At 68.3% G+C, this 24,164-nt stretch carries 22 protein-coding genes and 1 pseudogene; 15 read left to right on the plus strand and 8 right to left on the minus strand.

Annotated elements, in window-relative coordinates:
- Positions 1 to 18 precede the first annotated feature (18 nt).
- Positions 19 to 282 (minus strand): hypothetical protein, encoded by a 264-nt coding sequence (locus tag VEC57_18275; protein ID HYC01088.1) that lies wholly within the window; start codon positions 280 to 282, stop codon positions 19 to 21.
- A 110-nt stretch (positions 283 to 392) separates the two neighbouring features.
- Between VEC57_18275 and VEC57_18280 the strand changes: the two genes are divergently transcribed.
- The 7 genes from VEC57_18280 (at position 393) to VEC57_18310 (ending at position 7,429) form a co-directional block, all read left to right on the plus strand.
- Positions 393 to 1,196 carry a HEAT repeat domain-containing protein gene (locus VEC57_18280; GenBank protein HYC01089.1) on the plus strand — a complete coding sequence of 268 codons (804 nt, stop codon included), beginning with the start codon at positions 393 to 395 and terminating at the stop codon, positions 1,194 to 1,196.
- Positions 1,197 to 1,238: 42 nt separating this feature from the next.
- The gene (locus tag VEC57_18285; GenBank protein HYC01090.1) at positions 1,239 to 2,018 is read left to right on the plus strand and encodes an SDR family NAD(P)-dependent oxidoreductase; all 780 of its coding nucleotides are present in this window, start codon (positions 1,239 to 1,241) and stop codon (positions 2,016 to 2,018) included.
- A 15-nt stretch (positions 2,019 to 2,033) separates the two neighbouring features.
- A complete protein-coding gene (locus tag VEC57_18290) occupies positions 2,034 to 2,789 on the plus strand; it encodes a glucose 1-dehydrogenase (protein HYC01091.1) in 756 nt (251 codons plus the stop codon).
- A gap of 73 nt (positions 2,790 to 2,862) precedes the next feature.
- The gene (locus tag VEC57_18295; protein ID HYC01092.1) at positions 2,863 to 3,963 is read left to right on the plus strand and encodes a phosphotransferase family protein; all 1,101 of its coding nucleotides are present in this window, start codon (positions 2,863 to 2,865) and stop codon (positions 3,961 to 3,963) included.
- Between the two features lie 82 nt (positions 3,964 to 4,045).
- Positions 4,046 to 4,387 carry a 4a-hydroxytetrahydrobiopterin dehydratase gene (locus tag VEC57_18300; GenBank protein HYC01093.1) on the plus strand — a complete coding sequence of 114 codons (342 nt, stop codon included), beginning with the start codon at positions 4,046 to 4,048 and terminating at the stop codon, positions 4,385 to 4,387.
- A gap of 18 nt (positions 4,388 to 4,405) precedes the next feature.
- Positions 4,406 to 4,786, plus strand: a complete 381-nt coding sequence (locus VEC57_18305; protein HYC01094.1) for a hypothetical protein — start codon at positions 4,406 to 4,408, stop codon at positions 4,784 to 4,786.
- A gap of 231 nt (positions 4,787 to 5,017) precedes the next feature.
- Positions 5,018 to 7,429: a hypothetical protein gene (locus tag VEC57_18310; GenBank protein HYC01095.1), complete on the plus strand. Its 2,412-nt coding sequence runs from the start codon at positions 5,018 to 5,020 to the stop codon at positions 7,427 to 7,429.
- Positions 7,430 to 7,623: 194 nt separating this feature from the next.
- Here VEC57_18310 and VEC57_18315 read toward each other — a convergent pair whose 3' ends face one another.
- From VEC57_18315 to VEC57_18325, 3 genes and pseudogenes are all read right to left on the minus strand, one after another.
- Positions 7,624 to 8,259 carry a hypothetical protein gene (locus tag VEC57_18315; protein ID HYC01096.1) on the minus strand — a complete coding sequence of 212 codons (636 nt, stop codon included), beginning with the start codon at positions 8,257 to 8,259 and terminating at the stop codon, positions 7,624 to 7,626.
- 53 nt (positions 8,260 to 8,312) lie between these two features.
- Positions 8,313 to 8,600, minus strand: a pseudogene (locus VEC57_18320) (hypothetical protein).
- Between the two features lie 184 nt (positions 8,601 to 8,784).
- Positions 8,785 to 13,116: a DEAD/DEAH box helicase gene (locus VEC57_18325; GenBank protein HYC01097.1), complete on the minus strand. Its 4,332-nt coding sequence runs from the start codon at positions 13,114 to 13,116 to the stop codon at positions 8,785 to 8,787.
- Positions 13,117 to 13,297: 181 nt separating this feature from the next.
- Between VEC57_18325 and VEC57_18330 the strand changes: the two genes are divergently transcribed.
- The 8 genes from VEC57_18330 to VEC57_18365 all read left to right on the plus strand — a co-directional run bounded on the left by VEC57_18330 (position 13,298) and on the right by VEC57_18365 (position 20,739).
- Positions 13,298 to 14,161 (plus strand): MOSC domain-containing protein, encoded by an 864-nt coding sequence (locus tag VEC57_18330; GenBank protein ID HYC01098.1) that lies wholly within the window; start codon positions 13,298 to 13,300, stop codon positions 14,159 to 14,161.
- A 51-nt stretch (positions 14,162 to 14,212) separates the two neighbouring features.
- The gene (locus VEC57_18335) at positions 14,213 to 14,590 is read left to right on the plus strand and encodes a hypothetical protein (GenBank protein HYC01099.1); all 378 of its coding nucleotides are present in this window, start codon (positions 14,213 to 14,215) and stop codon (positions 14,588 to 14,590) included.
- 154 nt (positions 14,591 to 14,744) lie between these two features.
- Positions 14,745 to 15,377: a hypothetical protein gene (locus tag VEC57_18340; GenBank protein ID HYC01100.1), complete on the plus strand. Its 633-nt coding sequence runs from the start codon at positions 14,745 to 14,747 to the stop codon at positions 15,375 to 15,377.
- Between the two features lie 66 nt (positions 15,378 to 15,443).
- Positions 15,444 to 16,031 (plus strand): TetR/AcrR family transcriptional regulator, encoded by a 588-nt coding sequence (locus VEC57_18345; GenBank protein ID HYC01101.1) that lies wholly within the window; start codon positions 15,444 to 15,446, stop codon positions 16,029 to 16,031.
- Between the two features lie 126 nt (positions 16,032 to 16,157).
- Entirely contained in the window at positions 16,158 to 16,895 is a 738-nt protein-coding gene (locus tag VEC57_18350; GenBank protein HYC01102.1) for a lipid-binding SYLF domain-containing protein, read from the plus strand.
- Between the two features lie 63 nt (positions 16,896 to 16,958).
- Complete coding sequence (locus VEC57_18355) at positions 16,959 to 19,760, plus strand: hypothetical protein (protein ID HYC01103.1); 2,802 nt, start codon at positions 16,959 to 16,961, stop codon at positions 19,758 to 19,760.
- A gap of 44 nt (positions 19,761 to 19,804) precedes the next feature.
- Positions 19,805 to 20,131, plus strand: a complete 327-nt coding sequence (locus VEC57_18360; protein ID HYC01104.1) for a DUF3817 domain-containing protein — start codon at positions 19,805 to 19,807, stop codon at positions 20,129 to 20,131.
- A 74-nt stretch (positions 20,132 to 20,205) separates the two neighbouring features.
- The gene (locus VEC57_18365) at positions 20,206 to 20,739 is read left to right on the plus strand and encodes a hypothetical protein (protein HYC01105.1); all 534 of its coding nucleotides are present in this window, start codon (positions 20,206 to 20,208) and stop codon (positions 20,737 to 20,739) included.
- 1 nt (position 20,740) lies between these two features.
- Here VEC57_18365 and VEC57_18370 read toward each other — a convergent pair whose 3' ends face one another.
- From VEC57_18370 to VEC57_18385, 4 genes are read right to left on the minus strand one after another with little or no spacing between them, the layout of a single operon-like run.
- A complete protein-coding gene (locus VEC57_18370; GenBank protein HYC01106.1) occupies positions 20,741 to 21,193 on the minus strand; it encodes a nuclear transport factor 2 family protein in 453 nt (150 codons plus the stop codon).
- Positions 21,190 to 22,140, minus strand: coding sequence for an MBL fold metallo-hydrolase (locus tag VEC57_18375; protein ID HYC01107.1), 951 nt, complete (start codon positions 22,138 to 22,140; stop codon positions 21,190 to 21,192). The genes VEC57_18370 and VEC57_18375 overlap by 4 nt, the downstream gene beginning before the upstream one ends.
- Before the next feature lie 11 nt (positions 22,141 to 22,151).
- Positions 22,152 to 23,135, minus strand: coding sequence for an NAD-dependent epimerase/dehydratase family protein (locus VEC57_18380; GenBank protein ID HYC01108.1), 984 nt, complete (start codon positions 23,133 to 23,135; stop codon positions 22,152 to 22,154).
- Positions 23,132 to 24,103, minus strand: coding sequence for a D-2-hydroxyacid dehydrogenase (locus tag VEC57_18385; protein ID HYC01109.1), 972 nt, complete (start codon positions 24,101 to 24,103; stop codon positions 23,132 to 23,134). Before VEC57_18385 ends, VEC57_18380 begins: the two co-directional genes overlap by 4 nt.
- Positions 24,104 to 24,164 lie beyond the last annotated feature (61 nt).

The following is a 24,164-nucleotide window of genomic DNA, read 5'->3' on the forward strand; positions in this document are numbered from 1 at the left end:
CAGCATGGTGCGGCCGGCTCACTGGCATTTCTCGCTGGCCGGCTTCTGGCGGCCGCACGCCATCGAATCGGTGATGCCGCCGGAGATGTACGCGCAGGCATTGGTGATCGCTCCCTGGCGCGCTTCCTCGACGGTTGCCGCGCTCACGGTGCGGCACTGCGAGCGGCCCTGGTACTCCATGCAGATCTCACAGGAGTGGGCGTCGATGCTCATCGAGGTGACGATGACGTAGCCGACGACGACGGCGACGAGAAGAAAGCCGATCATGCCTGCGCGGCTCATGGGGCGCAGACCATAGCCACGCCGCGAGGGCGCGGCAAAAGCGCGAGCGGCGCATTCTCGCGACGCCCGTCGCTTGGAGCCGGCCACTCCTCCCGCTAGACAACCGTGTGGTGTCCGACTCCGACTCGTCCGAACCGTCGTTGCGGCAGCTCGATGGCGAAAGCGCCGGCGAGCTGCGCGCGGTGCTCGCGGCGCTGGAGGGCGGCGCCATCGCTGTCGATCGCGAGGCCGCGGCTCGTCTCGTCGAGCTGCTCGGGCACGCCAGCAAGGAAGTTCGTCGGCGTGCCGCGGGCGCACTGGCCACCGCCGCAGCCAACGATGCGGTGGATGTCGAGCTGGTGCGTGCCGCCTTGCGCGATCCCTGCTCGATGCGCCGGTTCGGGGCGGCGTTCGCACTGGCCAGGGCGGGCCGCACCGAGGCGGCGATCACCGAGGCTGCAGTCGAAGCCCTCGGTGACGACGACGGTGACGTGCGCTGGGCCGCCGCCGGCATCGTCTGCTCGGCCGCGGCGTCCGACGCCGCGCTGAAATCGCGTCTGTACGAGCTGAGCAGCTGCGACAAGGTCGAACGCCGAAAGATGGCGCTGTACTGTCTGCGCGATCTCGGCGAGACCGACCCGGCCCGGTTCCTGCCCGCGCTCGGTGATCACGATCCGAACGTGCGCATGGCGGCGCTGGCCGGCATCGGCCGCGCCGGAAACGCCGCCGAGCACGTGATCGATGCGCTCATCGCCCTGGCACGCGCCGACGGTGTTGCCGGCGTGCGGCGCGCCGCCGTCGGCGTGCTCGGAATGGTCGGCCTGCACAGCGTGCGCGCGCGACAGGCGCTCGAGAAGTTCTGTGACGACCCGGACGCCAACGCGGCGCGCGCGGCGCGAGCGGCGCTGGCAAGGTACGAATCGACTCGAGGATAGCGGCGCCGAACGCCAACGACGGCGCCGGAGCAGGAGGCGGACATGGCGAAGCTGACCAGGCTCAGTCGATCGGTTGCCGGCCGCGTGGTGCTGATCACCGGCGCCGCCAGCGGCATGGGCCGTGCGACGGCCCATCTCTTCGCCGATGAGGGCGCGCGCGTGGCGGTCACCGACATCGGCGCGTCGCGCGTCGACGCGGTGGTCTCGGAGATTCGCGCCTGCGGCGGCACGGCCGAAGGCTGGGAGATGGACGTATGCGACGGTGCCGCCGTGGCGCGAGCCGTCGATCAGGTCGCGGCGACGCTCGGCGGCCTCGACATCGTCGTCAACAACGCCGGCGCAGCGCTTCTGTCGCCGATCGATGCCGAGGACTTCGAGACGACCTGGCAGCGATCCATCGACATCCTGCTGACGGGACAGACGCGAGTGGTGCGAGCTGCATTGCCGCATCTTCGCAAGTCGGACGCGCCGCGCATCGTCAACATCGCGTCCACCGAGGGCCTCGGCGCCACCAGATTCGCCTCGCCGTACACGGCGGCCAAGCACGGCGTCATCGGGCTGACGCGTGCCCTGGCCGTCGAGCTCGGCAGCCAGGGCATCACGGTCAACTGCATCGCTCCCGGCCCGATCCGCACGGCCATGACCGAGGCCATTCCCGAAGAGCACAAGGCGATCTTCGCGCGCCGCCGCACCTGCCTCGGCCGCTACGGCGATCCGGAAGAAGTCGCCCACGCCACGCTCAGCTTCTGCCTGCCGGCGGCATCGTTCATCACCGGGACCGTGCTGACGGTGGACGGTGGCTTGATGATCCGCAATGCGTGAACGGTGAGGTCGGCAGTGGCAACGACGAACCTTTTCGATCTGAGCGGCAAGGTCGCTCTCATCACCGGAGGCAGCCGCGGCCTCGGCCGTCAGATGGCGCTCGCCTTTGCCGAAGCGGGGGCCGATGTGGCCGTCGCCAGCCGCAAGCGCGAGGCGTGCGAGGCGGCCGCGCAGGAGATCGAGGCACGCGGCGTGCGCGCGCTGGCCGTTGCTTGTCACGTCGGGCATTGGCAGTCGCTGCCGGAGCTGGTGAATGCCGTCTTCGAACGCTTCGGCCGGATCGATGTGCTCGTCAACAACGCCGGCATGTCGCCGCTGTATCCTTCGCTCGATCAGGTCGGCGAAGAGCTGTGGGACAAGGTGCTGGCGGTCAACCTCAAGGGGCCGTTCCGACTTTCGGCGCTGGTGGCGCCGCGAATGGCGGCGGGGGAGGGCGGCTGCATCATCAACGTCAGCAGCATCGCCGCCATTCGTCCTTCTCCGATGGAAGCGCCGTACGCGGCCGCGAAGGCAGGCCTGGAGGCAATCACGATCGCGTTCGCGCACGCCTACGGCCCGAAGGTCCGTGTCAACGCGATCCAGGCCGGCCCGTTCCTGACCGACATCTCCAAGGCCTGGCCGCCGGAGATCGAGCGCGCCGTCACTTCGCGTGCGGCGCTCGGCCGCGCGGGCGATCCGAGCGAGATCGTCGGAGCGGCGATGTACCTTGCATCGGCGGCATCGAGCTTTACCACCGGCGCCGTGCTGCGTGTCGACGGCGGTCAGCCGTGAAGGCTCGGCCGCGGCGCAGGAGAAGAGCCTGGTTGCGATGCGACCACAGGCAGAGCAGATAGAGCGATTGGTCATGAGCGAGCGGGAACGAGTCGATCCGTTCGATGCGCCTGCGCCGCAGGAGACCGCGCCCGTGCGCAGCGGCGAGGATCTCGACTGGCACAGGCTTCAGGCTTATCTGCGCGAGCAGCTTCCGGAGCTGAGCGGTCCTTTTGCGGTGGAGCAGTTCCCGCACGGCGCCGCCAATCTCACCTACCTGCTGCGCTTCGGCGACACCGAGCTGGTGCTGCGGCGGCCGCCGTTCGGCGTGCTGGCGCCGGGCGCGCACGACATGCGGCGCGAGCACCGCGTGCTGTCACGCCTGTGGCGACACTTCGATCGGGCGCCGCGCGCATATCTGTTCTGCGACGACCACTCCGTGGCCGGCGCGGATTTCTTCGTCATGGAGCGCCGTTGCGGCGAGGTGATCCGAGGAGTGATCCCGCCCTCGATGCGCGAGCATGCCGACGTCGGCCGCCGCATCGGCTTCGCGCTGGTGGATGCGATGGCCGAGCTGCACCTGCTCGACCCGGTCGCCTGCGAGCTTTCGGATCTGGGCAAGCCCGCTGGGTTCGTGGAGCGGCAGGTGGGCGGCTGGAAGCACCGCTGGGATCTGGTCAAGGGAGACCACGCCGACCCGCAGATGGATCGCATCCATGCGCGCCTTGCCGCTGCCATTCCGCCGGCGCAGCGCGTCTCCATCGTTCATAACGATCTGAAGCTCGACAACTGTCAGTTCGATGCGCGCGATCCGGACAGGGTGACCGCCTTCTTCGACTGGGACATGACCACGCTCGGCGATCCGCTGATCGATCTGGGAACGCTTCTCAACTACTGGCCCGATCCGGCCGATCCGCCTTCGGCTCCGCGCGCGCAGCATCCGGGAATGGAACGGATGGGGTTGCCCACGCGAGACCAGGTCGTCGAACGATATGCGAGGCGGGTGGGGCTCGAGGTCAGCCAGGCGGGCTGGTACGAGGCGTTCGCTCTGTGGAAGACGGTGGTCGTGCTGCAGCAGCTGCACAATCGATGGCTGCGCGGCGAGTCCACCGATCCGCGCATGTCGCAGATTGCGGCGGCTGTTCCCGGCATGGTCGCCGCCGCATCGGCGCGCCTGGACGAGCTGGGCTTGTGACGAGGCTGTCGCGCATCGCATTGGCAGCGTTCGAGGAATCTCCTTTCGCGGCGATGACGCAGGAAGGACAGGAGCATGACCCATGAGCGATCTGGCGAGCAGGAAGTGCGTCCCTTGTCGGGAGGGCACGCCGCCGTTGAGCGAGCAGGAGGCGCAGCGCCTGCTCGGTCAGCTCGATGGCTGGGCCATCGAGAACAACCACCATCTCTCCAAGAAGCTGAAGTTCCCGGACTTCGCCGCCGCCCTCGCCTACGTGAATGTCCTTGGCCGCATCGCCGAGGAGGAGGCGCATCATCCCGACATCCATCTTGGCTGGGGCCGTGTCGGCGTCGAGATCTGGACGCACGCGGCCGGCGGCCTGACCGAGAACGACTTCATCCTGGCAGCCAAGGCCGACCGCGCCTATGCTGCCGTGCGGCGCTGAGCGCCAAAGGAGCCGGCGATGTGGTGGATGCAGCTACTGACGGCCTCGTTCCTTGCGGTGCTGTTCCTGCAGTCGGGCCTGGACAAGGTCAGCGACCGCGAAGGGAACCTCGGCTGGCTGCGCGAGCATTTCCAAAGCTCGCCGCTGGCTGGACGGGTGGAGCAGGCCGTCACCATCATCACCGTTCTCGAGCTGGCCGCCGGTGCGTTCTCGGCGCTCGGCGCGCTGGCTGTTCTCCTTTGGGGGGGAACCACCTTTGCCTATGTCGGAGCAACCCTGTCAGGGATCACGGTGCTGGCCCTCTTCACCGGACAGAGGATGGCCAAGGATTACGCCGGAGCCGCCGTCCTGGTCGGCTATTTTCTCCTTTCCATGTTCGCGATCTGGGTCTTCCGCTGAGTCTCTAACTTCAACGGATTCCGTAGCTTAGCGGTTTCTGACCACCGACGGCCCCTCGTGGGCGCCATCTTGTGCTTACGAACATTCGCGTAAGCCTCTTGCTGCGACGACGCAGTGGTGTACCCGTGGAAAGACAGACCGTTACGCGCTCCATCCTGAGGGGAGCAGGTCGACTTTTACGTCGTCGCCGGGGCACTGCATCGCGGGCTCGGGCGAAAGGAGGACCCGCCGATGGTTTTTGTGCGTCTTGCGACACCGGCTGCTGCCGCTGCGCTGTGCGCGTTGTTCCTGATTCCGTCCCAGGCCCGGGCACTCTCCAGTGCCGAGAGCAAGTGTCGCGACACGATCTCCAAGGGCGTGGCGAAATACGTCAAGTCGGCGTTCTCGATCACCCGTGCCTGCAACAGGGCGCGCAGCGCCGGCGACATCCCGCTGTCGACGAACTGCAACGCTCCGCTTGCCGCCGACACCGACGGCAAGCTGGCGGCGCGTGCTGCCCAGTTGGAGGCGCAGATATCCACGGCGTGCTCGAGCGTATCCTCGCTGCTTTCCGAGTACCCCGCCTGTCCCGAGCCTGCCGAGGACGCCGATGACGGCGGGGATACCGACGGCATCGACGACATCGGGGAAGTTGCCGCGTGCGAGACCGCACTGGCCAACGAGCGCGTCGAGACGGTGTCGACGGACGCCATGGGCAACCCCACGGACGACTTGACGTCGGCGACACAGAAATGCCAGGCCGCCGTCGGCAACGCGGCGGCCAAGCTGGTGAGCACATACATGCGGGAGCGCCGCAAGTGCCAGCGCACCGCCGACTCCTCGTTGAGCGATCCCGACTACACGTGCGATGCCTACGATCCCAACCAGAAGATCGCCGGCGCCCGCGCGAAGATGGCCGACACGATCAACAACTCCTGCCTGCTCTCCTCCGAGCGTCTTCAGACGATGAACGCGTGCGGTGACACGACGGCCGAGATGCAGGAGTGCGCCGTCGACAGCGCCGACGCGCAGGGCGCAGCGCTGATCCGCGAGGTCTATCTGCTGCCGGGCGTCTCGACGACGACCACGATCGAGCCACCGACGACGACCGTCGGACCCACGACGACGATCGAGCCCACGACGACCACCGTGCTGGTGACCACCACCACGCTGCCCTCGTGCGGCGACACGTTCCCGACCTGCGGCGGCGAGTGCCCCGAGGGACAATTCTGCGAGGCCAACGGCGTCGCCTGCGAGTGCGTGGAAGCGTCGGGCGCCTGCGCCAACGCCACCATCATCCGCACGTTCAACGGCAAGAACGGCACGCCGACCACCGAGACGCAGCTCAGCACCGGCTGGTCGGGCACGGCCCACGACCTCGACATTCCCGACGACATCGTCGACCAGGTCGACGTCGACTGCGACGAGAACTGCGAGAACTGCGACGTCTCGCTCAAGATCCGTGATGACGCCACGTCCAACTGCCGCTGCGCCGGCAACCCGCAGGTCACCTGCAATACGCTGAACGGCAACGACCCCGACAGCTGCGGCGAGCTCAATCCCGCCTGCTACTGCTACTTCGGCTCGCCGCTGGGAATCTCTTCGGGCGGCGTTCCGGTCTGCGTGATCAACCGCATCAGGAACGACTACGGCGGGACCATGAACCTGCGTACGGGCGAATGGTATGAGACCACCAATCTGATCTCGTTCGTTCACGTAGCCGGCACGGCCACCAGCCCGTGCCCGACGTGCGACGGCGACACGACCCAGAACGACGGCGTTCGCGACGGCACCTGCAGCGGCGGTGCGCAGAACGGCAGCTCGTGCGACGTCAACGGCAACCATCGAAGCTACGGGCCCACCAGCTTCGACTGCCTGCCGTCGCTCGGCAGCAACGTCAGTGGCAGCGGCCTGCTGATCAACCTGCAGTTCTCGACGGAGAGCCAGCAGCTGGAGGCGACGCTGCCGTGCGATACGCCGTCCGGCGAGCTGTGCCCGTGCCGCGTCTGCAGCGGAAACGGCGCTCTCGGTTGCTCTTCCGACGCCGAGTGCGCAGCGGCCGGCGCCGGCACTTGCACCGACGGCGGTGGTGCAGGCGTCACCAAGAACGAGTGCAGCGACGGCCTGTGCTCTGCGGAGGGCAACTGCCCCAACGGCCCGGTCGACAACTACTGCGACGGCATCACGCATCCGGACGGGCGCGGCTTCATCTCGTGCGTGACCGACGCGGATTGCGCAGCGCAGGGAGCGGGAGCGTGCAACAATCCGGACCTGCGACGCTGCTTCCCCGATCCGATCATGACCTCGGGCACCGCGAGCCTGACCAATCCGCTCAAGGGCGCGATCTTCTGCATCCCGCCCACCACCAGCCCTGCCGTCAACAACTCGGGCGGCCTGCCGGGACCGGGAACGTTCGAGATCGACTTCGACGTCGACGTGCGTTGCCAGAGCGATCCGAACATCGTCTACGAGTTCCCGAACGGCGCGAACTGCCCCGGCTTCGGAACCACCACGACCGAAGGGCCCACGACGACGCTGGCGCCGACGACGACGCTGGCGATCCCGGCGTGCGAGGACACGACCGCACCGATCTGCGGAGGCACGTGTCCTCTGGGATCGGTGTGCACGGACGCGCTCGGCACCTGCACCTGCACGCCGCTGTAACGGCGGTGCGGGCCAGCGGTCACGTCCTGCGTTTGGCCAATCGGGCTCCGAGCAGGCGCTGACCACTGCAGCTTGAAACCGGAAAGGGCGGTGAGGCCGAACTCACCGCCCTTTCTCTTTCTCGCCACCTCCCCGGCAACACGGACAGCATGGCGGGCGACGAACCGCATCGCCTGCCGGCGTCGCGGCTCTCGTCAATTCGAAATGCCGGTTTCGCGAGCGTAGAGGCCGGGCAGGAAGCCCGCCAGGTACGTCATCTCCTCGTGGCAGTGCTTGAGGAGCCCTTCGCCCATGCTGTCCGAGAACACCTGCTGGAGCGTCCGGTAGTCAGCGGTCATCGGCGGTTCGAAGTCGCCGAGCCAGAAGCGGCTGCGCATCTCGCAGCCGTAGTCGGTGTCTCGACAGACGTGCATCAGGTGTCCCGCGTAGACCGCAGAATCCAGCGGGCCCACGCGCGCGCAGACGGCAGCGCTGATGCCTGCCGCCTCGAAACGCGCAACGTCGAGATAGTCACCTGGATCGCGGAAGTTCACCTTCAGCCTGGCAAGGTCCCCGCCGATGTACTCGTGCACGTTGTGCGTGCCGCCGATGTAGCGCCCCGTGCCGCGCTCGCCGATCCACTCGCACCATACGTGGTCGCGCGGGTGCCACCACTTGTACTGCTCGGTGGTGCTGAGGTAGCCGAACCACCAGTCCACCATCGCGCCGTTGCAATGCGGCATCAGCGTCCAGCACGCGACGTAGAGCTGGCCGTCGGCGAGGCGCGCATAGCCGGATTCCATGTCGCAATAACCGGGCTCGAGCAGTCGATTCGCATCCTGGATCTTCATCGAGTCACCGCAGCCGCTCCAAGCATGATGGCCAGGCGGCGCTGCTCATCGTCTCACAGCAGCGTCCGTTCGTACGCACCCTGGTCGAAGCCGACCAGGATGGTCTTGCCGACCTTGAGCGTGGGCGCACGCAGGTTGCCGGTCGGTCCGAGCATCGCCTCGATGCACTCGGCGGCGCTCTTGGCGCTTCCGGTGAACTCGCGCACGTTCTTGCCCTTGGCCACGATCACCCTGCTCGCCTCGCGCGCCAGCTCGGCCGCATCCTTCCGTGCCAGCCTGCGTGAAGCGGAGACGGTCTCCTTCGGCTCGATGCCATTGGCGTCCATGAACTTGGACGCTTTGACGCAGGTCGTTCAACCGTTGCGGTGGTAGTACCAGTCGGCCTTCTTCGCCATCGATCTCCCTCCTTTGCATCGAGCGGCGCCTCGGTATGCGTCGCGCCCGTCCGGTCAGTGGCGCCGCTTGGATCTCCGGTCATTGGTTGCGCCACTTCTGCAGCACCGGTTTCCGGCGTGGCGCCGGTCTTCAGCGGCGCCGTCCCTTCAGCGGCGCCACATACCCGAACCTTTGCAGACGGCTTCGGACCTCGCCGAGCTCGCCGATCTCGATCGGCGCACCGCCGCGGTAGGCAATGACGTCGCGCGTGTACGGCGAGACGCGACCACCGGGCGTCAGGATCCCGACGAGGTTGAGCGGATCGGCCGCCGAGACGATGGCGATCTCTTCGCTGCCGTCGTTCCGGCGCACCTCGCGCAATGCTTCGACGGCATGGGGCAGCGCGAACTGCTCGCCGACGAAGCCGCCCGAAACGAAGCGGCCGCCGCGCACGACTCCCCGCGCCTCCATGCGCCGCAGCGCCCACAGGATGCGGCGCCACGGCGGCAGGTAGCGCTCGCGCAGCACGACGTCGCGGAACACCACGCCGTAACGATGCAGCAGGCGCGTGGCGGTGATGGCATCGGCTTCTTCATCGGGCAGCACCGGCAGCGGCTCGCTGCGCAGCAGCGCCCAGCGGCCTACGGGCATGCCGCGGCGCACGGCGCGGCCGCCCACTGCTCGCAGCGCAGCTGCAGACGGGCGACGAGGCTTTCGCGCGTCATCGGCGCGCAGCAGCGCGCGCAGGCCCGCCACACCGTCGCCGGTGACCAGTGCTGCAGCCACCAGCTCCCAGAGCGCGTCCTCGACCTCGGTGGCGAGCTTGCCGGTGCCCCGCGCGATCTCGGCCAGAAAGGAGGCTCCGCGCGTCTGCAGGTACGAAAGCACGGCATGCGCGTTGTCGGAGAGCGCATGCGCGGGTATGCCCTCCTGGGGCAGCGGCGCGAGCAGCTCGGGAAGATCCGAGCGCAGCGCGAATGCGATCGGCGCCGAGCGCGTCGGCACGCGCGGCCGCCGCCGCTTCGATGACGCCGCCGGTTCTTCCTCGTCGGGAAGGGAAGGGGACAGGCGTCCCCACGCCACTTCGCCCGCCAGGCACAGGTGCTCCAGATCGTTGCCGTCGTAGTCGCGGATGCGCGCCGGCAGGACGTCGCGCTCCCAGGCCGGCCCGGGAAGCTCGAGGCCCTGCAGCTGCGCGATCACGCTGCGCACGCCTTCGCGGCCATGCAGCTGGGTGCCGTCGGCCACGTGCTGCCAGCGCAGCAGGAAGCGCATGAAATCGGTCGTGCTGACCGGCTCGATCTCGCGACGCAGCCGCCCGAGCGTCAGGCGGTGGATGCGCGCGAGCAGCCCGCGCTCGCACCATTCGATCTCGCCGCCGGCCTCGGCAGTGAAGCGTCCCTGCAGCACCGACCCGCGCGATTCGAGCATTGCGAGCGCGGCCTCCACGCGCAGCGGCGGCAAGCCGATGCGTGCGGCCAGCGCCTGAGCCGTCGTCGGCCCGACGCTGTCGATCCACCCGCGCACGACCTCCAGCGACGCCGCCTCCTGGTCGAGCGTGCCGCCGCATCGAGAGAGCAGCCGCGGCGGCGCGGTCACCTCGGGCACCTGCGGCTCGAAGCGTGCGCCAGGGAAGAGGGCGCGTGCGATGCACACGCGCTCGGTCGCCACGTAGGCGGCGGCGCGGCCGTCGATCGTCACGTGCGTGGCGCGGCGCTGCTCGAGCAGCGTCTGCAGGAAGTCCTGCCATGGCTCGCCGTCGCGGACCGGCAGCAGCACCAGCGTCAGCAGGGCATCGTGCGCCTCCTCGGCATCGCGCACTTCGGGCCAGGCCTGCCGCCGTACCTCCTCGATGGCGGCTGCATCGAGCACGCCCAGCTCGCCGGCGCCCGCGGCATCCGTGCGGCGCAGGCTGACGGCGCGTGCACGCCGCTCTTCCAGCGGTGCATCGTCGAGATAGGCGTAGGGGTTGGCGCCGAGCAGCTCGTGCGACATCGGCGAGGGCGCGGCCGTCTCCACGGCCACGGTCCGGATCCGACCGGCATCGATGTCCTCGAGAACCCGCGCCAGCCCGTCGCTGTCCATGGCTTCGTGGAGGCAGTCGTCGATGGTCTCGTCGACGAGCGGGTGCGCGGGCAGCTCGATGGGCCCCGTGCGGTTGTCCTGACAGCCGACCTGGTCGGGAAAGACCGCGGCGAGCAGATCCTCGGACTGCATGCGCTGGATGGCCAGCGGGATCTTCTTGCCGCCGCGGTGACGCAGCAGCACCAGGGCGCGGCTTGCATTCCATCGCCAGCGGTTGACGAACATCGGCGACTGGCACGCCGCCTGAACCAGATCCTCGCGGAACGTCTGCGGCCGCACGAACGAGAAAACCGAGGCCAGCGGGAAGCTGTGCTGCTCGCCGAGCGAGAGCACGATGCCGTCGTCGGTGGCGGCGGCCTGCAACTCGAAATCGAAGGTGACGCAGAAGCGCTTGCGCAGCGCCAGGCCGAAGGCGCGATTGATGCGCATGCCCAGCGGCGCATGCAGCACGAGCTGCATGCCGCCGGCCTCGTCGAAGAAGCGCTCGGCAACGATGGTGTCGCTGGTGGGGACGACGCCGAGAACGTTCATGGTGTCGTTGATGTAGGCCAGGATCTGCGCAGCCGCTTCCGGCGAGACTCGCGTCTCGGAGACGAGCCACCGGATCGCTTCGGCGGGAGCATGCCGGCGCGCGGCCACCTCGCGCCGCAGGTCCGACACCGACTCGGACAGCTCGCGCGTGCGGCCAGGGCCTTCGCCGAGCCAGAACGGAATGGTCGGTGGCTGCAGGCCGGCGTCCTCGACGCGCACGCGGCCGAACTCGACGCGGCGGATCTTCCAGGAGTGGTTGCCGAGCTGGAAGATGTCGCCGGAGAGGCTCTCGATGGCGAAATCCTCGTTGACCTTGCCGAGAAAGGTCCCTTCCGGCTCGAGGATCACGTCGTAGTCGGCGGTGTCGGGGATGGCGCCGCCCGAAGTGATGGCGGTCAGGCGCGCGCCACGACGCGGGCGCAGCATCCCGTTGACGCGGTCGAAGTGCAGGTGCGCTCCGCGCCTGCCGCGCCTGTCGGAGACGCCTTCGGAGAGCATCTCGATGATCGCGTCGAAATCCTCGCGGGCGAAGCTGCGGTACGGATAGGCACGGCGCACGAGCGCGAACAGGTCCTCGACGCCGATCTCTCCGGAGGCGACGATGGCCACGATCTGCTGCGCGAGCACGTCACGCGCGGGCCGCGGGATCTGCAGCATGTCCAGCTCGCCGGCGTAGATCGAGCGCACGGTGGCTGCGCACTGCACCAGCTCGTCGCGCGTCAGCGGAAACAGGATGCCCTTGGGTACGGCGCCGAGCCAGTGGCCGGAGCGCCCGACGCGCTGCAGGAACTGCGCGAGCGAGCGCGAGGTGCCGAGCTGGCAGACCAGATCGACGTGACCGACGTCGATGCCGAGCTCGAGCGACGCCGTTGCCACGACCACCGGAATCACGCCCGACTTCAGCCCCTGCTCGGCGGCCAGGCGCGTCTGACGCGACAGGCTGCCGTGATGAGCCGCCACCTTGTCCTTGCCGAGGCGCTCGGTCAGCGCATGCGCCACGCGCTCGACCATGCGCCGCGTGTTGACGAAGACCAGCACCGAGCGGTGCTCGCGCGCCAGCTCGGCGATGCGGTCGTAGTTGGCCGCCTGCATCTCGTGGCTGGCCACCGGCCCGATCTCGTAATCGGGGATCTCGATGCGCAGATCGAGAGGACGGCGGTGGCCGGTGTCCACGATCGTGCAGCGCGCATCACCGTTGTCATCGAGGCGGCCGGATCCGACCAGAAGCCGTGCGACCTCGTCGATCGGCTTTTGCGTGGCGGACAGCCCGATGCGCTGCAGGGGCATGCCGGCCGCCGCGTCCAGCCGCTCCAGCGACAGGGCCAGATGAAGGCCGCGCTTGTCTTCGGCGGACGCATGGATCTCGTCGACGATGACGCGCCTTGCCTGCGACAGGATCGCGCGGCTGCGCTCGGCGGTCAGCAGGATGTAGAGCGATTCGGGCGTCGTGATGAGGATGTGCGGCGGGCGCCGCAGGTGCATCGCTCGGTCCTTGGCCGGCGTGTCGCCGGTGCGCACGGCGGTTCGGATCTCGCTGAGCGCGACCGCCTGCGCCTCGGCCAGCTCGCGGATGCCGGCCAGCGGCATCGCCAGGTTCTTTTCGATGTCGTTGCCGAGCGCCTTCAGCGGAGAGACGTAGACGGTGTGGACACGGTCGGCGAGGTTGCCGCTGCAGGCCTCCTCGACCAGCTCGTTGAGCGACCACAGGAAGGCAGCCAGCGTCTTGCCCGATCCGGTCGGAGCCGCGATCAGCGTATCGGTGCCGGCGGCGATGCTTCGCCATCCTGCGCGCTGCACTGCGGTGGCCGACGGAAACGTCGACTCGAACCAGCGCAGCACGAGGGGATGAAAGGGCAGCTCGTTCACCGGTTCCCATTATCGCAATCGCCGTCCCGCTCCCACCGGCAGCTGGGATCGACGCAGACAGGGAAGGCAGCAAAGCAGGGATTCGCGCGGCGCCCGCGACGCTGCGCGTTCCGGTCCGGACAGTGGCGGACGGCACGGCGGCGACATTGCCTGGCGCCCGTGATCGACCTACAAGCCGCGCATGCGCATCGGAACCGTCAAGGAAGTGTGGCGCTACCCCATCAAGTCCATGGCAGGCGAGCAGCTGGCGTCTGCCACGCTGGGGCCCGGCGGTATACCCGGCGATCGAGGGTGGGCCGTGCGCGACGAGATCGCGCACGAGGTTCGCGGCGGCAAGAAGCTTCCGATGCTCATGCAGTGCGCCGCCAGGTATCTCCAGGAGCCGACCGCTGGATCCTCGCCGCCCGCCGAGATCGAGCTGCCCGACGGCAGCCGGCTGCGCACCGATTCGAATGAGGTTCATTTGGCGCTCTCGCGCGTGCTCGGGCGCGACGTCACGCTGCATCCGCTGCATCCGCCGGAGGACGCCACGCACTACCGCCGCGGCCTTCCCGATCACGAGGACATGGAGGAGGAGCTGCGCAGCATCTTCGGCCGCACGGCCGATGAGCCCCTGCCGGACCTGTCGGTGTTTCCACCCGAGCTGTTCGAGTTCAGCTCTCCGCTCGGCACGTACTTCGATGCCTTCCCACTGCACGTGCTGACCACGCAGACTCTCGCGGAGCTGGCACAGAGGCGTCCCGGCTCCGACTTCGACCGGCGACGCTTCCGGCCCAACATCCTCATCGACGCCGCCGGCAGCGGCGAAGGCTTGGTCGAGGCGGCCTGGAGCGGCCGCGAGCTGCGCATCGGATCGTCCCGCATCGCCATCCAGATGCCGACGGTACGTTGCAGCATGACCACGCAGGCACAGGCCGGGCTGCCCAAGGACCCGCAGGTCCTGCGCACGATCGTCGCCGATGCGGCGCAGAACGTGGGCGTCTATGCGACCGTCGTCGCGGCGGGTGCCGTGCGTCCCGGCGATGTGGTCGAGCTGATCGACTGACGGTGCAGAAAACGTTTGCAGGCCACCCCGCGCTGATCGTATAGGCAGGCCATGGCAGCACGCAGACCAGCCGACCGGATCCGTGAGATGGTGCGAGAGCTCGAGCGCGCCGCGCGCTCGATGGGCGACGACCTGCGCGCCCGCGCTGGAAAGGCAGGCGTTCCGCCCGATCTGGAGAACGCTCTGCGCACGGTCCTGCAAGGACTGACCAACATCACCGCTCAGATCGAGAAGGCGGTCGGTGAGCTGCGTCGTTATCTGGAGGCCAACGCGAGCGCTTCGGGCACGCGCGGCGGCCGATCCAAGGGCTCCAAGCGCAAGGCGGCCCCGGCCCGAAAGAAGGCGCCGGCGGGCAACAAGAAGGCGAGCAAGAAGAAGCCCGCAGCCAGAAAAGCAGCGAAAAAGTCCGCTGCCAGGCCGAGCGCCTGAGCGCGGACCGCTTCCGTCCCACAGCCAAGAGGCCACATCGTCCTCGCGGACGATCTGCGCTCGGTGCTCGCCTTCCTGCCATCGGCAGTATAAAAGTTGGCGAACACTGACCAGGACCGGCCATTCCATGATGGCATCGGTGACGAGGGAGACCATGAAGCGACACGTTCGTATCTACGCCGCCATTCTCGCCGTGTGCGTGGCCGTCATGGCTGCGTCGGCGCAGGCGCAGGAATCCACCACGACCGTCACGACCACCGAGAGCACGAAGACGGAGGCAGAGCCGCTGTTCGCGTTTCGGGATCGGTTGAACTTCGGCGGCGGCCTCGGCGTCGGCCTTTGGGACGACTTCGACGACGAGAGCTTCGCGTACCGCGTCCATGCGTGGTGGGAGATCATCCCCTGGTTCGCCGTGGAGTTGGAGTGGCTCGACATCGGCCAGGCCGAGATTCCCGGAGGTGCTTCCCCTCTTGCCGGCACCAAGGGCAAGGTCGACGGCTTCAACATCTCGGGCATGCCCCGCTTCCCCTTCGGTGACTTCGCGATCTTCGCCAAGGTCGGCTGCTATTTCTGGGACGGCGATCAGGACTTCTCGGGCGGCGGCGAGCAGGATCTCTCTTTCGGAGCCGGCTTCACCTACCAGATTCCCGGTTGGCCGATCGGCGTGCGCTTCGACTGGACGCGCGTGTACCTGAAGGATGAGGTCAACCCCGGCGGTCCCGTCACGCTGTTCGAGCTCGACGAGAACGTCGATGCGGTGACGGTGGGCGGCTACTTCCACTGGTAGGATCCATCACTGGCGCTTGATCGTGTGCGGGAGGAGCCCGGTGCCTCCCGCATTCTTTTTTCTCCCATGGCGTATCATCACGGCGATCTGCGACGTGCCCTGCTGCAGGGAGCTTTGGAGCTTCTTGGCGAGGGCGGTCCGTCCGCGCTGACGCTGCGGGGCGCGGCGCGACGCGCGGGCGTCTCGCCTGCCGCGCCGTATCGGCATTTCACCGACAAGCGCGAGCTGCTGGCGGCCGTGGCCGAGGAGGGGTTCCTGGCGCTCGATCGCCATGCGGAAGAGGAGATCGAGCGGGCAGGGGCCGATCCGGTGCAGCGCTTCCGCTGCCACGGTCTTGCCTACGTCCGCTTCGCGATCGATCACCCGGCGCATTACCGCGTGATGTTCGGTCCCGAAATCCCCGACAAGCGTTTGTACGCCGCGCTCGACGCCGCCTCGCGCGCCGCCTACGACCGCCTGCGCGACTCGCTGCGCGCCTGCCAGCAGGCCGGCGTCATTCCCGAAGGCGATATCGAGATTCGCGCCGTCCGCGCATGGGCGCTGGTGCACGGACTTGCCTCCCTCTTCATCGACGGCCAGCTGGCCGGGACTGGCGCAAGTGAGCGTGAAGAATTCCTGAAGATGGTCGACACGATCTTTTCGGCCTCCAGCTGACCACGCCGCTGACGTGCGGCACATTTTTGTGCGGCGGAAACGGCGCGGAAACCGAAGTCTCCGGCTTCCGGTGCAGTGCTTCCGGCAGATATAATTCGTCGATCCCGCTCCCCGACGAGGTAGCCGATGAACCGTTGCAACACCTCCCTTCTCGGCCTGGTGCTGGCCGCTGCATTGCTGCCGGCCAGCGCGGATGCACGCAACAACGAGCTCGACCATCGCGCGCGACGCGCTGCCGAAGTCTTTCGTGAGCTGCGCGTGGCGCCCGACAGTGAGATTCCGGAGGATCTGATCGCGCGCAGCCGCTGCATCGCGGTGGTCCCGAGTCTGGTCAAGGCAGCCTGGTTCGTGGGCGGACATTACGGCAAAGGCGTCCTGAGCTGTCGCAGCGAGCGTGCCGATTGGAGCCCGCCGGTGCACGTGATGCTGACCGGCGGGGGCTTCGGTCTGCAGTTCGGCGCCTCCTCGACCGACGTCGTCCTGTTCTTCATGACCGAGCGCAGCGTACGCTCGCTGCTCTCGAGCAAGATCAAGCTCTCGGGCGACGCGGGCGTGGCCGCCGGCCCCGTCGGGCGCAGCACGTCGGCGTCGACCGACATCGCGATGAACGCCGAGATCTATTCCTACGCGCGCTCGCGCGGTCTGTTCGTGGGAGTTTCGATCGAGGGCGGCTATCTCGGCGTGGACGGCGATGACACGCGCGCGTTCTACGGCAGGAACTATCGCGCGCAGACCATCCTGTTCGAAGAAGAAGTGACCAGCATCCCGCGCTCGGCGTGGGAGTTCCTCGGAGCATTGCCGCAAGGTGGCGGTGGTGGTGGCAGCGGTGCGGGAAGCGACATGCAGGAGGAGCCTCGCTTTTAGCAACGCGGCCCCGTCGCGCATCGCGGTCCATCGCATTGCGGGACGGTCCAGGGAAAGGGATTGATGGCAGAGATCGAAGGGACTTCAGGGAACGATAAACTCTCCGGCACCGCCGGCAGCGACACGATCCGAGGGCGCGCGGGTGACGATACGCTGCGCGGCCTGGCCGGCGACGACACGATCAACGGCGGCAGCGGGCTGGACCGTCTGCTGGGCGGCCTCGGCAACGACCGCCTCTCCGCCGGCAAGGACGACGACACGCTGTTTGGCGAGGAAGGCGACGACGTGCTGGCGGGCTCGATCGGCGCCGATGCTCTCGATGGCGACGAAGGCAACGACGTCCTGCGAGGCGGCTCCGGACCCGACACGCTCGACGGCCGCCTCGGCAACGACACGCTCGACGGCGGCGCAGGCAACGACACGCTTCGCGGCGGCAATGACGACGACACGATGCGGGGCGGCGCCGGCAACGACGATCTGCTCGGCGCTGCAGGCAATGACCGGTTGGGCGGCGCCTCCGGCAACGACACGCTTCTGGCCGCAGCCGGCAGCGACGTCCTGGATGGCGGAATCGGCCGCGACCAGCTCGAGGCCGGCTCCGGCGACGACCTGATGGCCGGTGGCGAGGGAGACGATGTCGTCGACGGCGGCGAGGGCAGGGACACCGCCGTCTTCGAGGGCGACTTCGCCGACTACAGCTTCGATGCCGGCGAGGACGGCGCGGTCATCGTTACCGATGACGAGCCCTTGCTCCCCGCGCCCGGCGACGACGACGGTGCCGATACGCTGACGGGCGTGGAGGTGCTCCAGTTCAAGGACCGCACCACCAACGGTGACGGCACCAACTCGTTTCCTGAGGCCGGTCCCGACCAGACGCTGCCGGTGCCGCAGGACTCGGCGCCCGTCCTGCTCGGAATCCAGGAGCCCATCGATCCGGACGGCGACGACCTGCGGGTGCAGGTTCTGGAGCTGCCGAATGCCGCGTTCGGAACCATCCGCGATCTCGACGGGGACCCGGTGCTGGTGGCCGACCAGCCGTCGGTGCAGGAGCTGGTGCGCTTCACCTTCACGCCCGCACCTGGCGTCTCCGGGGAGGCAGGACGGTTCTCGTTTCGCGTCGACGATTTCAACGGCGGGCTCGACACGCAGGTCGTCACCATCCAGATCATCGAGCCGGAGCCGGGCGTGATCGAGCTCGGCGCGCTCAACGGCAACGACGGCTTCGTGCTCGAGGGCGTGCTCGAGGATGACCAGCTCGGCTCGTGCGTGGGCGGGGCACGCGATGTCGATGGCGACGGGTTCGACGACATCGTGATCGGCGCGCGCATGCCGGTCGGCCTGTCGCAGACCGGCAAGGCCTACGTCGTCTTCGGCAGCGACATGCACACCGCCCGGCGCAAGGTCGATCTCGGCGACGACTTCACCGTGCTCGGTCGCGGGCCGAAGGACAGGCTCGGCCTGTCCTGCGCGATGACGGGCGATGCCGACGGCGACGGCAGCGTCGATCTCCTGATCGGCGCACGGGGCGTGGGAAGCGAAGAGACGATGCTGCCGCCGGGCGAGGCGTTCTTCCTGCGCGGCCCCTTCCCGCGTGCCGGTGCGCTCGACCTGTCTTCGTACGACGAGGCCGACGGCTTTCGTGTCGAAGGCAATGCGCCCGAGGATTTCGCGGGCATCGCGGTATCGGGCGCCGGCGACTTCAATGCCGACGGGCTCGAGGACCTGCTCATCGGTGCGCCCGGCGTCGACGCAGCCAACGCCGAGGAGCGCGGAGAGGCCTACCTGCTGTTCGGACGGGAAGGCCTCGATCTGGACGGAATGGATCTGTCGGAGATCGACGAGAGCACCGGCCTGCGTCTGCTCGGCGCGGCACGGCGCGACGCGGCCGGCGGCTCGGTATCGGCGGCGGGCGACGTCAACGGAGACGGCATCGACGACATCATCATCGGCACCTCCTACGCCGATCCCAACCAGACGCGTTCGGGCCAGAGCTACGTCGTGTTCGGCAGCACCGAGCCCAGCGAGAACGGCGTGCTGTCGCTGCTCGATCTGCAGCCGCCGCGCGGCTTCACCATCGACGGCGCCGAAGCGGAGCAGCGAAGCGGCTTCGACGTCTCCGGCGCCGGCGACGTCAACGGCGACGGCTACGACGACGTCATCGTGGGCGCGCCCGGGCTTTCCGACTTCGGCGAGAGCATGGGCGGAGCGTTCGTCGTCTACGGCGGGGCCGATGTGGGCACGGCCGGCCCCGTGCAGCTCGGATCGCTCGGGCCGCAGGAAGGCTTCCTGATTCGCGGCGTCTCGGCGATGGACCTTGCAGGCACCTCCGTTTCGAGCGCCGGCGATTTCAACAACGACGGCTTCGATGACGTGCTGATTGGAGCGCCGGCGGCGGAGCCCAACGGGCCCGGCTCGGGAGCGGCCTACGTCGTATTCGGATCCGAGGAGGGTCCGGCCGAAGGCGTGATCGAGCTGTTCCTTCTGGACGGCACCGATGGCATCGCGCTGCGCGGCCCGGAGAATGGCCGAGTTGGCAATGCGGTGGCTGCCGCCGGCGACGTCAACAACGACGGCTTCGCCGACGTCGTCATCGGCGCCGCTGCCGCCTCGCCCAAAGGCCGGCCGCTGGCGGGTGAGGTGTACGTCGTGTTCGGACACGGCGCCGAGGATGCATCGGCGCAGGCGGTGGCGATGGAGCTGCGGATGCCGGCGGATGCAGCTTCGATCATGGTCGATGCTTCGCTCGGAGCAGCAGTGCCCGGGCCAGCGCCCGTGATCGCTTCGGCGTTTCCCTCGACGGTTCTCGTGGCAACGACGCTGCTGTGGCTGGCCGGGGGCATCCACCGGCTGCGGCGGCGCCGCTGACGAATGCGCTCAGGAGCCGATTCTCGGTACACGTGCCTGTGGCCATGACTTTGTTCGTTCTACCCGCAAGCAGACTGGATACGCCGGTCGCGCGCCTGCGCGTCGTCGCGTTCGTCGAGGGTTGGTCGTATCTGGTGCTGCTCGCCGTGGCGATGCCGCTCAAGTACCTCGGCGGATACCCGCTTGCCGTACGAGTCGCCGGCTCCATCCACGGCGCGCTTTTCGTGCTGTTCTGTGTCGCGCTGGCACACGCGATGATCGATCGCCGCTGGAGCCTCGCGCGGGCAGCTCTTTTCTTGCTGTCCTCGCTCGTCCCGTTCGGAACTTTCGCGGCCGATGGCACGCTGAGACGCGAGCAGGAGCGCTGCTGACGCAGAGCCTCGAGACGCAGGCCTGAGCCCCTGCCGCGGTCAGTGCAAGGCCCCTTCGCGCGCGCGTCCAGAGCGTGCAGGCGACCACGCCGTGTATCGCCGTCGTCCTGCCGGGCCACGGCGCGGTGCACCCGCAGGCGGGGTGCTCGCTCATCGATTCGCAAACCCCTCCCTGTGTTCTCGAAGCCAGGCTGGCCTGCTACGCCAGATCGGCGCCGGCTTTCTCGGCGGATGCGGCGTGTCTGGACGATGCGCGCCGAAAGTTCGCAGCTGCCTACGCCAAAGCCGATGCCAAAGGCCCGTGTCCAGGCGACGTCGGCGAGGAGGGGGAGCGCATCGACGGGTGTGTCGACGAGACGGTCGCTGCACTGGCTCCCGCGCCCACGACCACCACGACGAGCGCTCCCACCACCACCATCGACGCAGCATGCACGGAGGATGGAGCGCCGTGCGGAGAGCGTGTCTGCGGAACCTGCGGCAGCTGCTTCCCCGACTGCATCCGCATTGCGGAATGCATGCAGCCGACGTGCTCGCAGGGTTCGTGCAGCTCCACCGTCACGGAAAGCGAGGTGTGCGGGACCTGCCCTCCGACGTGCACGCCGCTGTGAGCTACTGCTCGGGGAGCCACTTGCAGTGCGCGCGCTCGGTGATCCCCGCCGGCACGAAGAGCTTGCGGTAGGCGTAGAGCGAATCGAGGTGCTCGCGGATTGCGACGATGCGGTCGTCACGCAGGCGGAAGAGGAAGTGGTAGAAGTTCTCGTACGCCTCGCCGCTGGCGGCCGAGCGGCCGCGGATGACGAGCTCGGCCGCGACGCGGTCATCCTCGCCCGTCAGTGACAGGATCTCAACCGCCAGCCCGGCGCTGGCATCGTACAGACCGACGGATTCGGTGAAGAGCTTGAGCACGTTGGTCTTGCCGCGGAACTCGACCCCGTCCGGGAGCGACGGCGGCACCCAGAACACCGCCGTCTCATCCAGCAGGGAACTGATGACTTCGATGTCGCCTGCGTTGACGGCGTCGAAGTAGCGCCGGACGGTTTCCTTGTTGCTCGTCGCGCTCATCTCGCTACTGCCTCTCCGCTGCGCGCTCCGCTGGCAGCGGCCGCCGTCGCACGGACGGTGCCCGTGGCCTCTTCCCAGGCGCGCCTGACGACGAAATCGTGATCGAGGCGGATGAGGAACGGCACGTAGATGTCTTCCATGCCCGCCGCCGTTTTCAGGCGCGTGCTGCGCACCGTTTCCTCGAGCGTCTTGCCGTCGCGTGCGGCGGCGGTTCCGACTTCCCACAGCTCCACCAGGAAGCGCTGGAACTTGCGCAGGCCTTCCTTGTCGGTCACCGGCCCATGGCCGGGGATGATGCGATCGACGTCGAGCTCGAGCAGCCGGTCGATCGTGGCGATCCATTCCTTGATCGAGCCGCCCGCTTCGAGGTCGATATTCGGGAAATAGTTGTGGAAGAACAGGTCCCCGGTGTGCATGACGCGCTCGTCCTCGAAGATCACCACCAGGTCGCCGTCGGTATGGCCGCGCCCCAGATGCAGGCAGCGGATCTTCTTGCCGCCGATGTCGAGCAGCTCTTCCTTCTCGAACGTCCTGCCCGGAAGAAGGCTTGCGGCGTCGCCCTTCCAGTAGTCGCCATCGCGGTCATGCAGGTGCTGCAGCGTACGCGCCGTGGCGATCACCTGCGTGCCCGGCTCGAAGCCCGGATTGCCGTGCGTGTGGTCGAGATGGTAGTGCGTGTTGATGATCGCCACGGCCTTGCCGCCGGTCAGCTCCTCGACGCGCGCACGGATCTTCCTGCCCTGGGACGCCATGGTCATGGTGTCGACGACGACGGCGCCGGCTTGCGTCTTCAGCACGCCGACGTTGCTGCCGAGGCCCATGATCACGTGCAGGTCCTCGCTGAGCTCGTGCACGTCCATCGCATGCACGTTGCGGTAGACGTAGAAGCCGGCGCCGGCAACGACCACGAGCAGGACCAGGACCAACCATCCGAGCGCTCTTTTCATCGCGTGCTCCTCTAGATGCGACGGGCTTCGCGCAGGAACGCGAGCGTATCGAGCAGCCCGCGCTCGAAGGGGCGCGGTGCCCACCCCAGCTCGCGCTCGGCACGCGTGGCCACGGGATGGGCTTCATACTGCAAAAAATGAAGCTGCCCTTTTGGCAGCAGCGGCGGCCTTCCGGTCAGCGCCGAGACCAGCTCGCCCGCGAGCGCGACCGCGTGCGCGACGAACAGCGGCATGACCGGTGGCACCCTGGCGGTGCCGGTTGCCGCGCGAACGTCTTCGGCCACCTGCAGCAGGCTGCGATAGGATTCGCTGAGGATGTAGCGGGCACCGACCTCGGCCTTCTGCTCCGCCAGCAGATGCCCGCCGGCCGCGTCGTCGCTGTAGACGAGCGGCATGCCGCCGGGCAGCAGCATCGGCACCTTGCCTCGGACCAGGTCGGCGATGAGCTGATTGGTGCCGGGCGACGTCTCGGGCCCGGCGCCATAGATGCCCGAAGGATGCAGGAACACCGCCGGGAGCCCGCGTGCGACGGCATCGGTGACGACGCGGTCGGCAGCCTGCTTGGAGCGCTCGTAGGCGGTCGCCTTCGGTTGTGGGTCGATGGAGCTTTCGTCGAACGGTTCGCCGGGCGCGCCGAACACGAACACGTCGATGGTGCTCGTGTAGACGAAGCGCTCCACGCCCACCTCCAGCGCCGCGGCGACGCAGTTGACGGTGCCGCCGACGTTGACGCCATCGAAGGTGCCGGCATCGGGCAGCCACTGCTCGGGCAGGCCGGCGGCATGGTAGAAGACGCGGCAGCCCGCTGCAGCGCTGCGTACCGAAGCGATGTCGGTGACGTCCCCCTGCACGAGCTCGCAGGCGGCCGGAACCACGGCGCGAGCGCGCTCGGGCGAGCGCACCAGCGCCCGCACCGATCGCCCCTGCGCCACCAGCGCCCGGGCGATCGCGTTGCCGAGAAGGCCGGTGGCTCCCGTCAGCAGGATTTCACTCATGAGCTGGCCCCTGTGTCGCCGGCGTGAACTTCATTGCGCAGCGGCTCGTCGCGCAGGTAGCGGGCGAGGTTGTCGAGGAAGATCTCCGTGGCGCGGTCGTTCGATTGGAGGCTGCGGCCGCTTGCGTGCGGCGTCACGATCACGTTCGGCATCGTCCACAGCGGGCTCGACTCCGGCAACGGCTCTTCGGCGAACACGTCGAGCGCGGCGCCGGCAAGCTCGCCCCGTTGCAGCGCCTGGATCAGCGCCGGCTCGTCGACGAGCTCCCCGCGCGCGACGTTGATGAAGAAGGCGCCCGGCTTCATCCGCGCAAGTCGAGACGCATCGAACATGCCGCGCGTCTGCGGCGTCAGCGGGAGCGCCAGCACGACGTAATCCGCGGCGGCAAGGGCGTCGTCGAGCTCCGTGAGCGGCCGCGCCGGAAAGCCGTCGTGCAGGCGTGGCGTGCGAGTCAGGGCAACGACGTTCATCCCGAAGGCGTGCGCGCGCCGCGCCAACTCGTTGCCGATGGGGCCCATGCCGACGATCAACATCGTAGCGCCGGCCAGCTCCTGGACATCGTGCGGCCTCCACGCGCGTTCGGCGCGCGCCTGCTCGTAGCGCCAGAACCGCCGCGAAAGATGCAGCACGAACAGCATCGCCGTCTCGGCGATGGTCGCCGACGATGCGCCGGAAGACGTAGTCAGCCGCACGCCGGCCTCCAGGAAGCGATGGAAGACAGGATGGTCGACGCCGGCGCTGAAGCTGTGGAGCCACTTCAAGGAATGCGCCTCGAGCATCGGAAGGAAAAAGTCTCGCCCGCGCTCGGGATAGAGGTCACCGGAGAAATACGCGATCTCGGCGCCCCCGGGGTCGCCGTCCAGACCGTTGCCGCGCAGCACGAGGCGCGGCATGCGCGGCGCGATGAGTTCGATGCGCCGGCCGAAACGCTCCTCGACGTGGTCGGAGACGACGACGGCACCGCGCATGCGCGAGTCCTACCACAAGCCGCGACCTATGCGAGGCAAACGCACTGGCAGTCTCGCCGGC

This window comes from Candidatus Limnocylindrales bacterium, from assembly GCA_035626395.1.
Taxonomy (GTDB): domain Bacteria; phylum Desulfobacterota; class Binatia; order UBA1149; family CAITLU01; genus DASPNH01.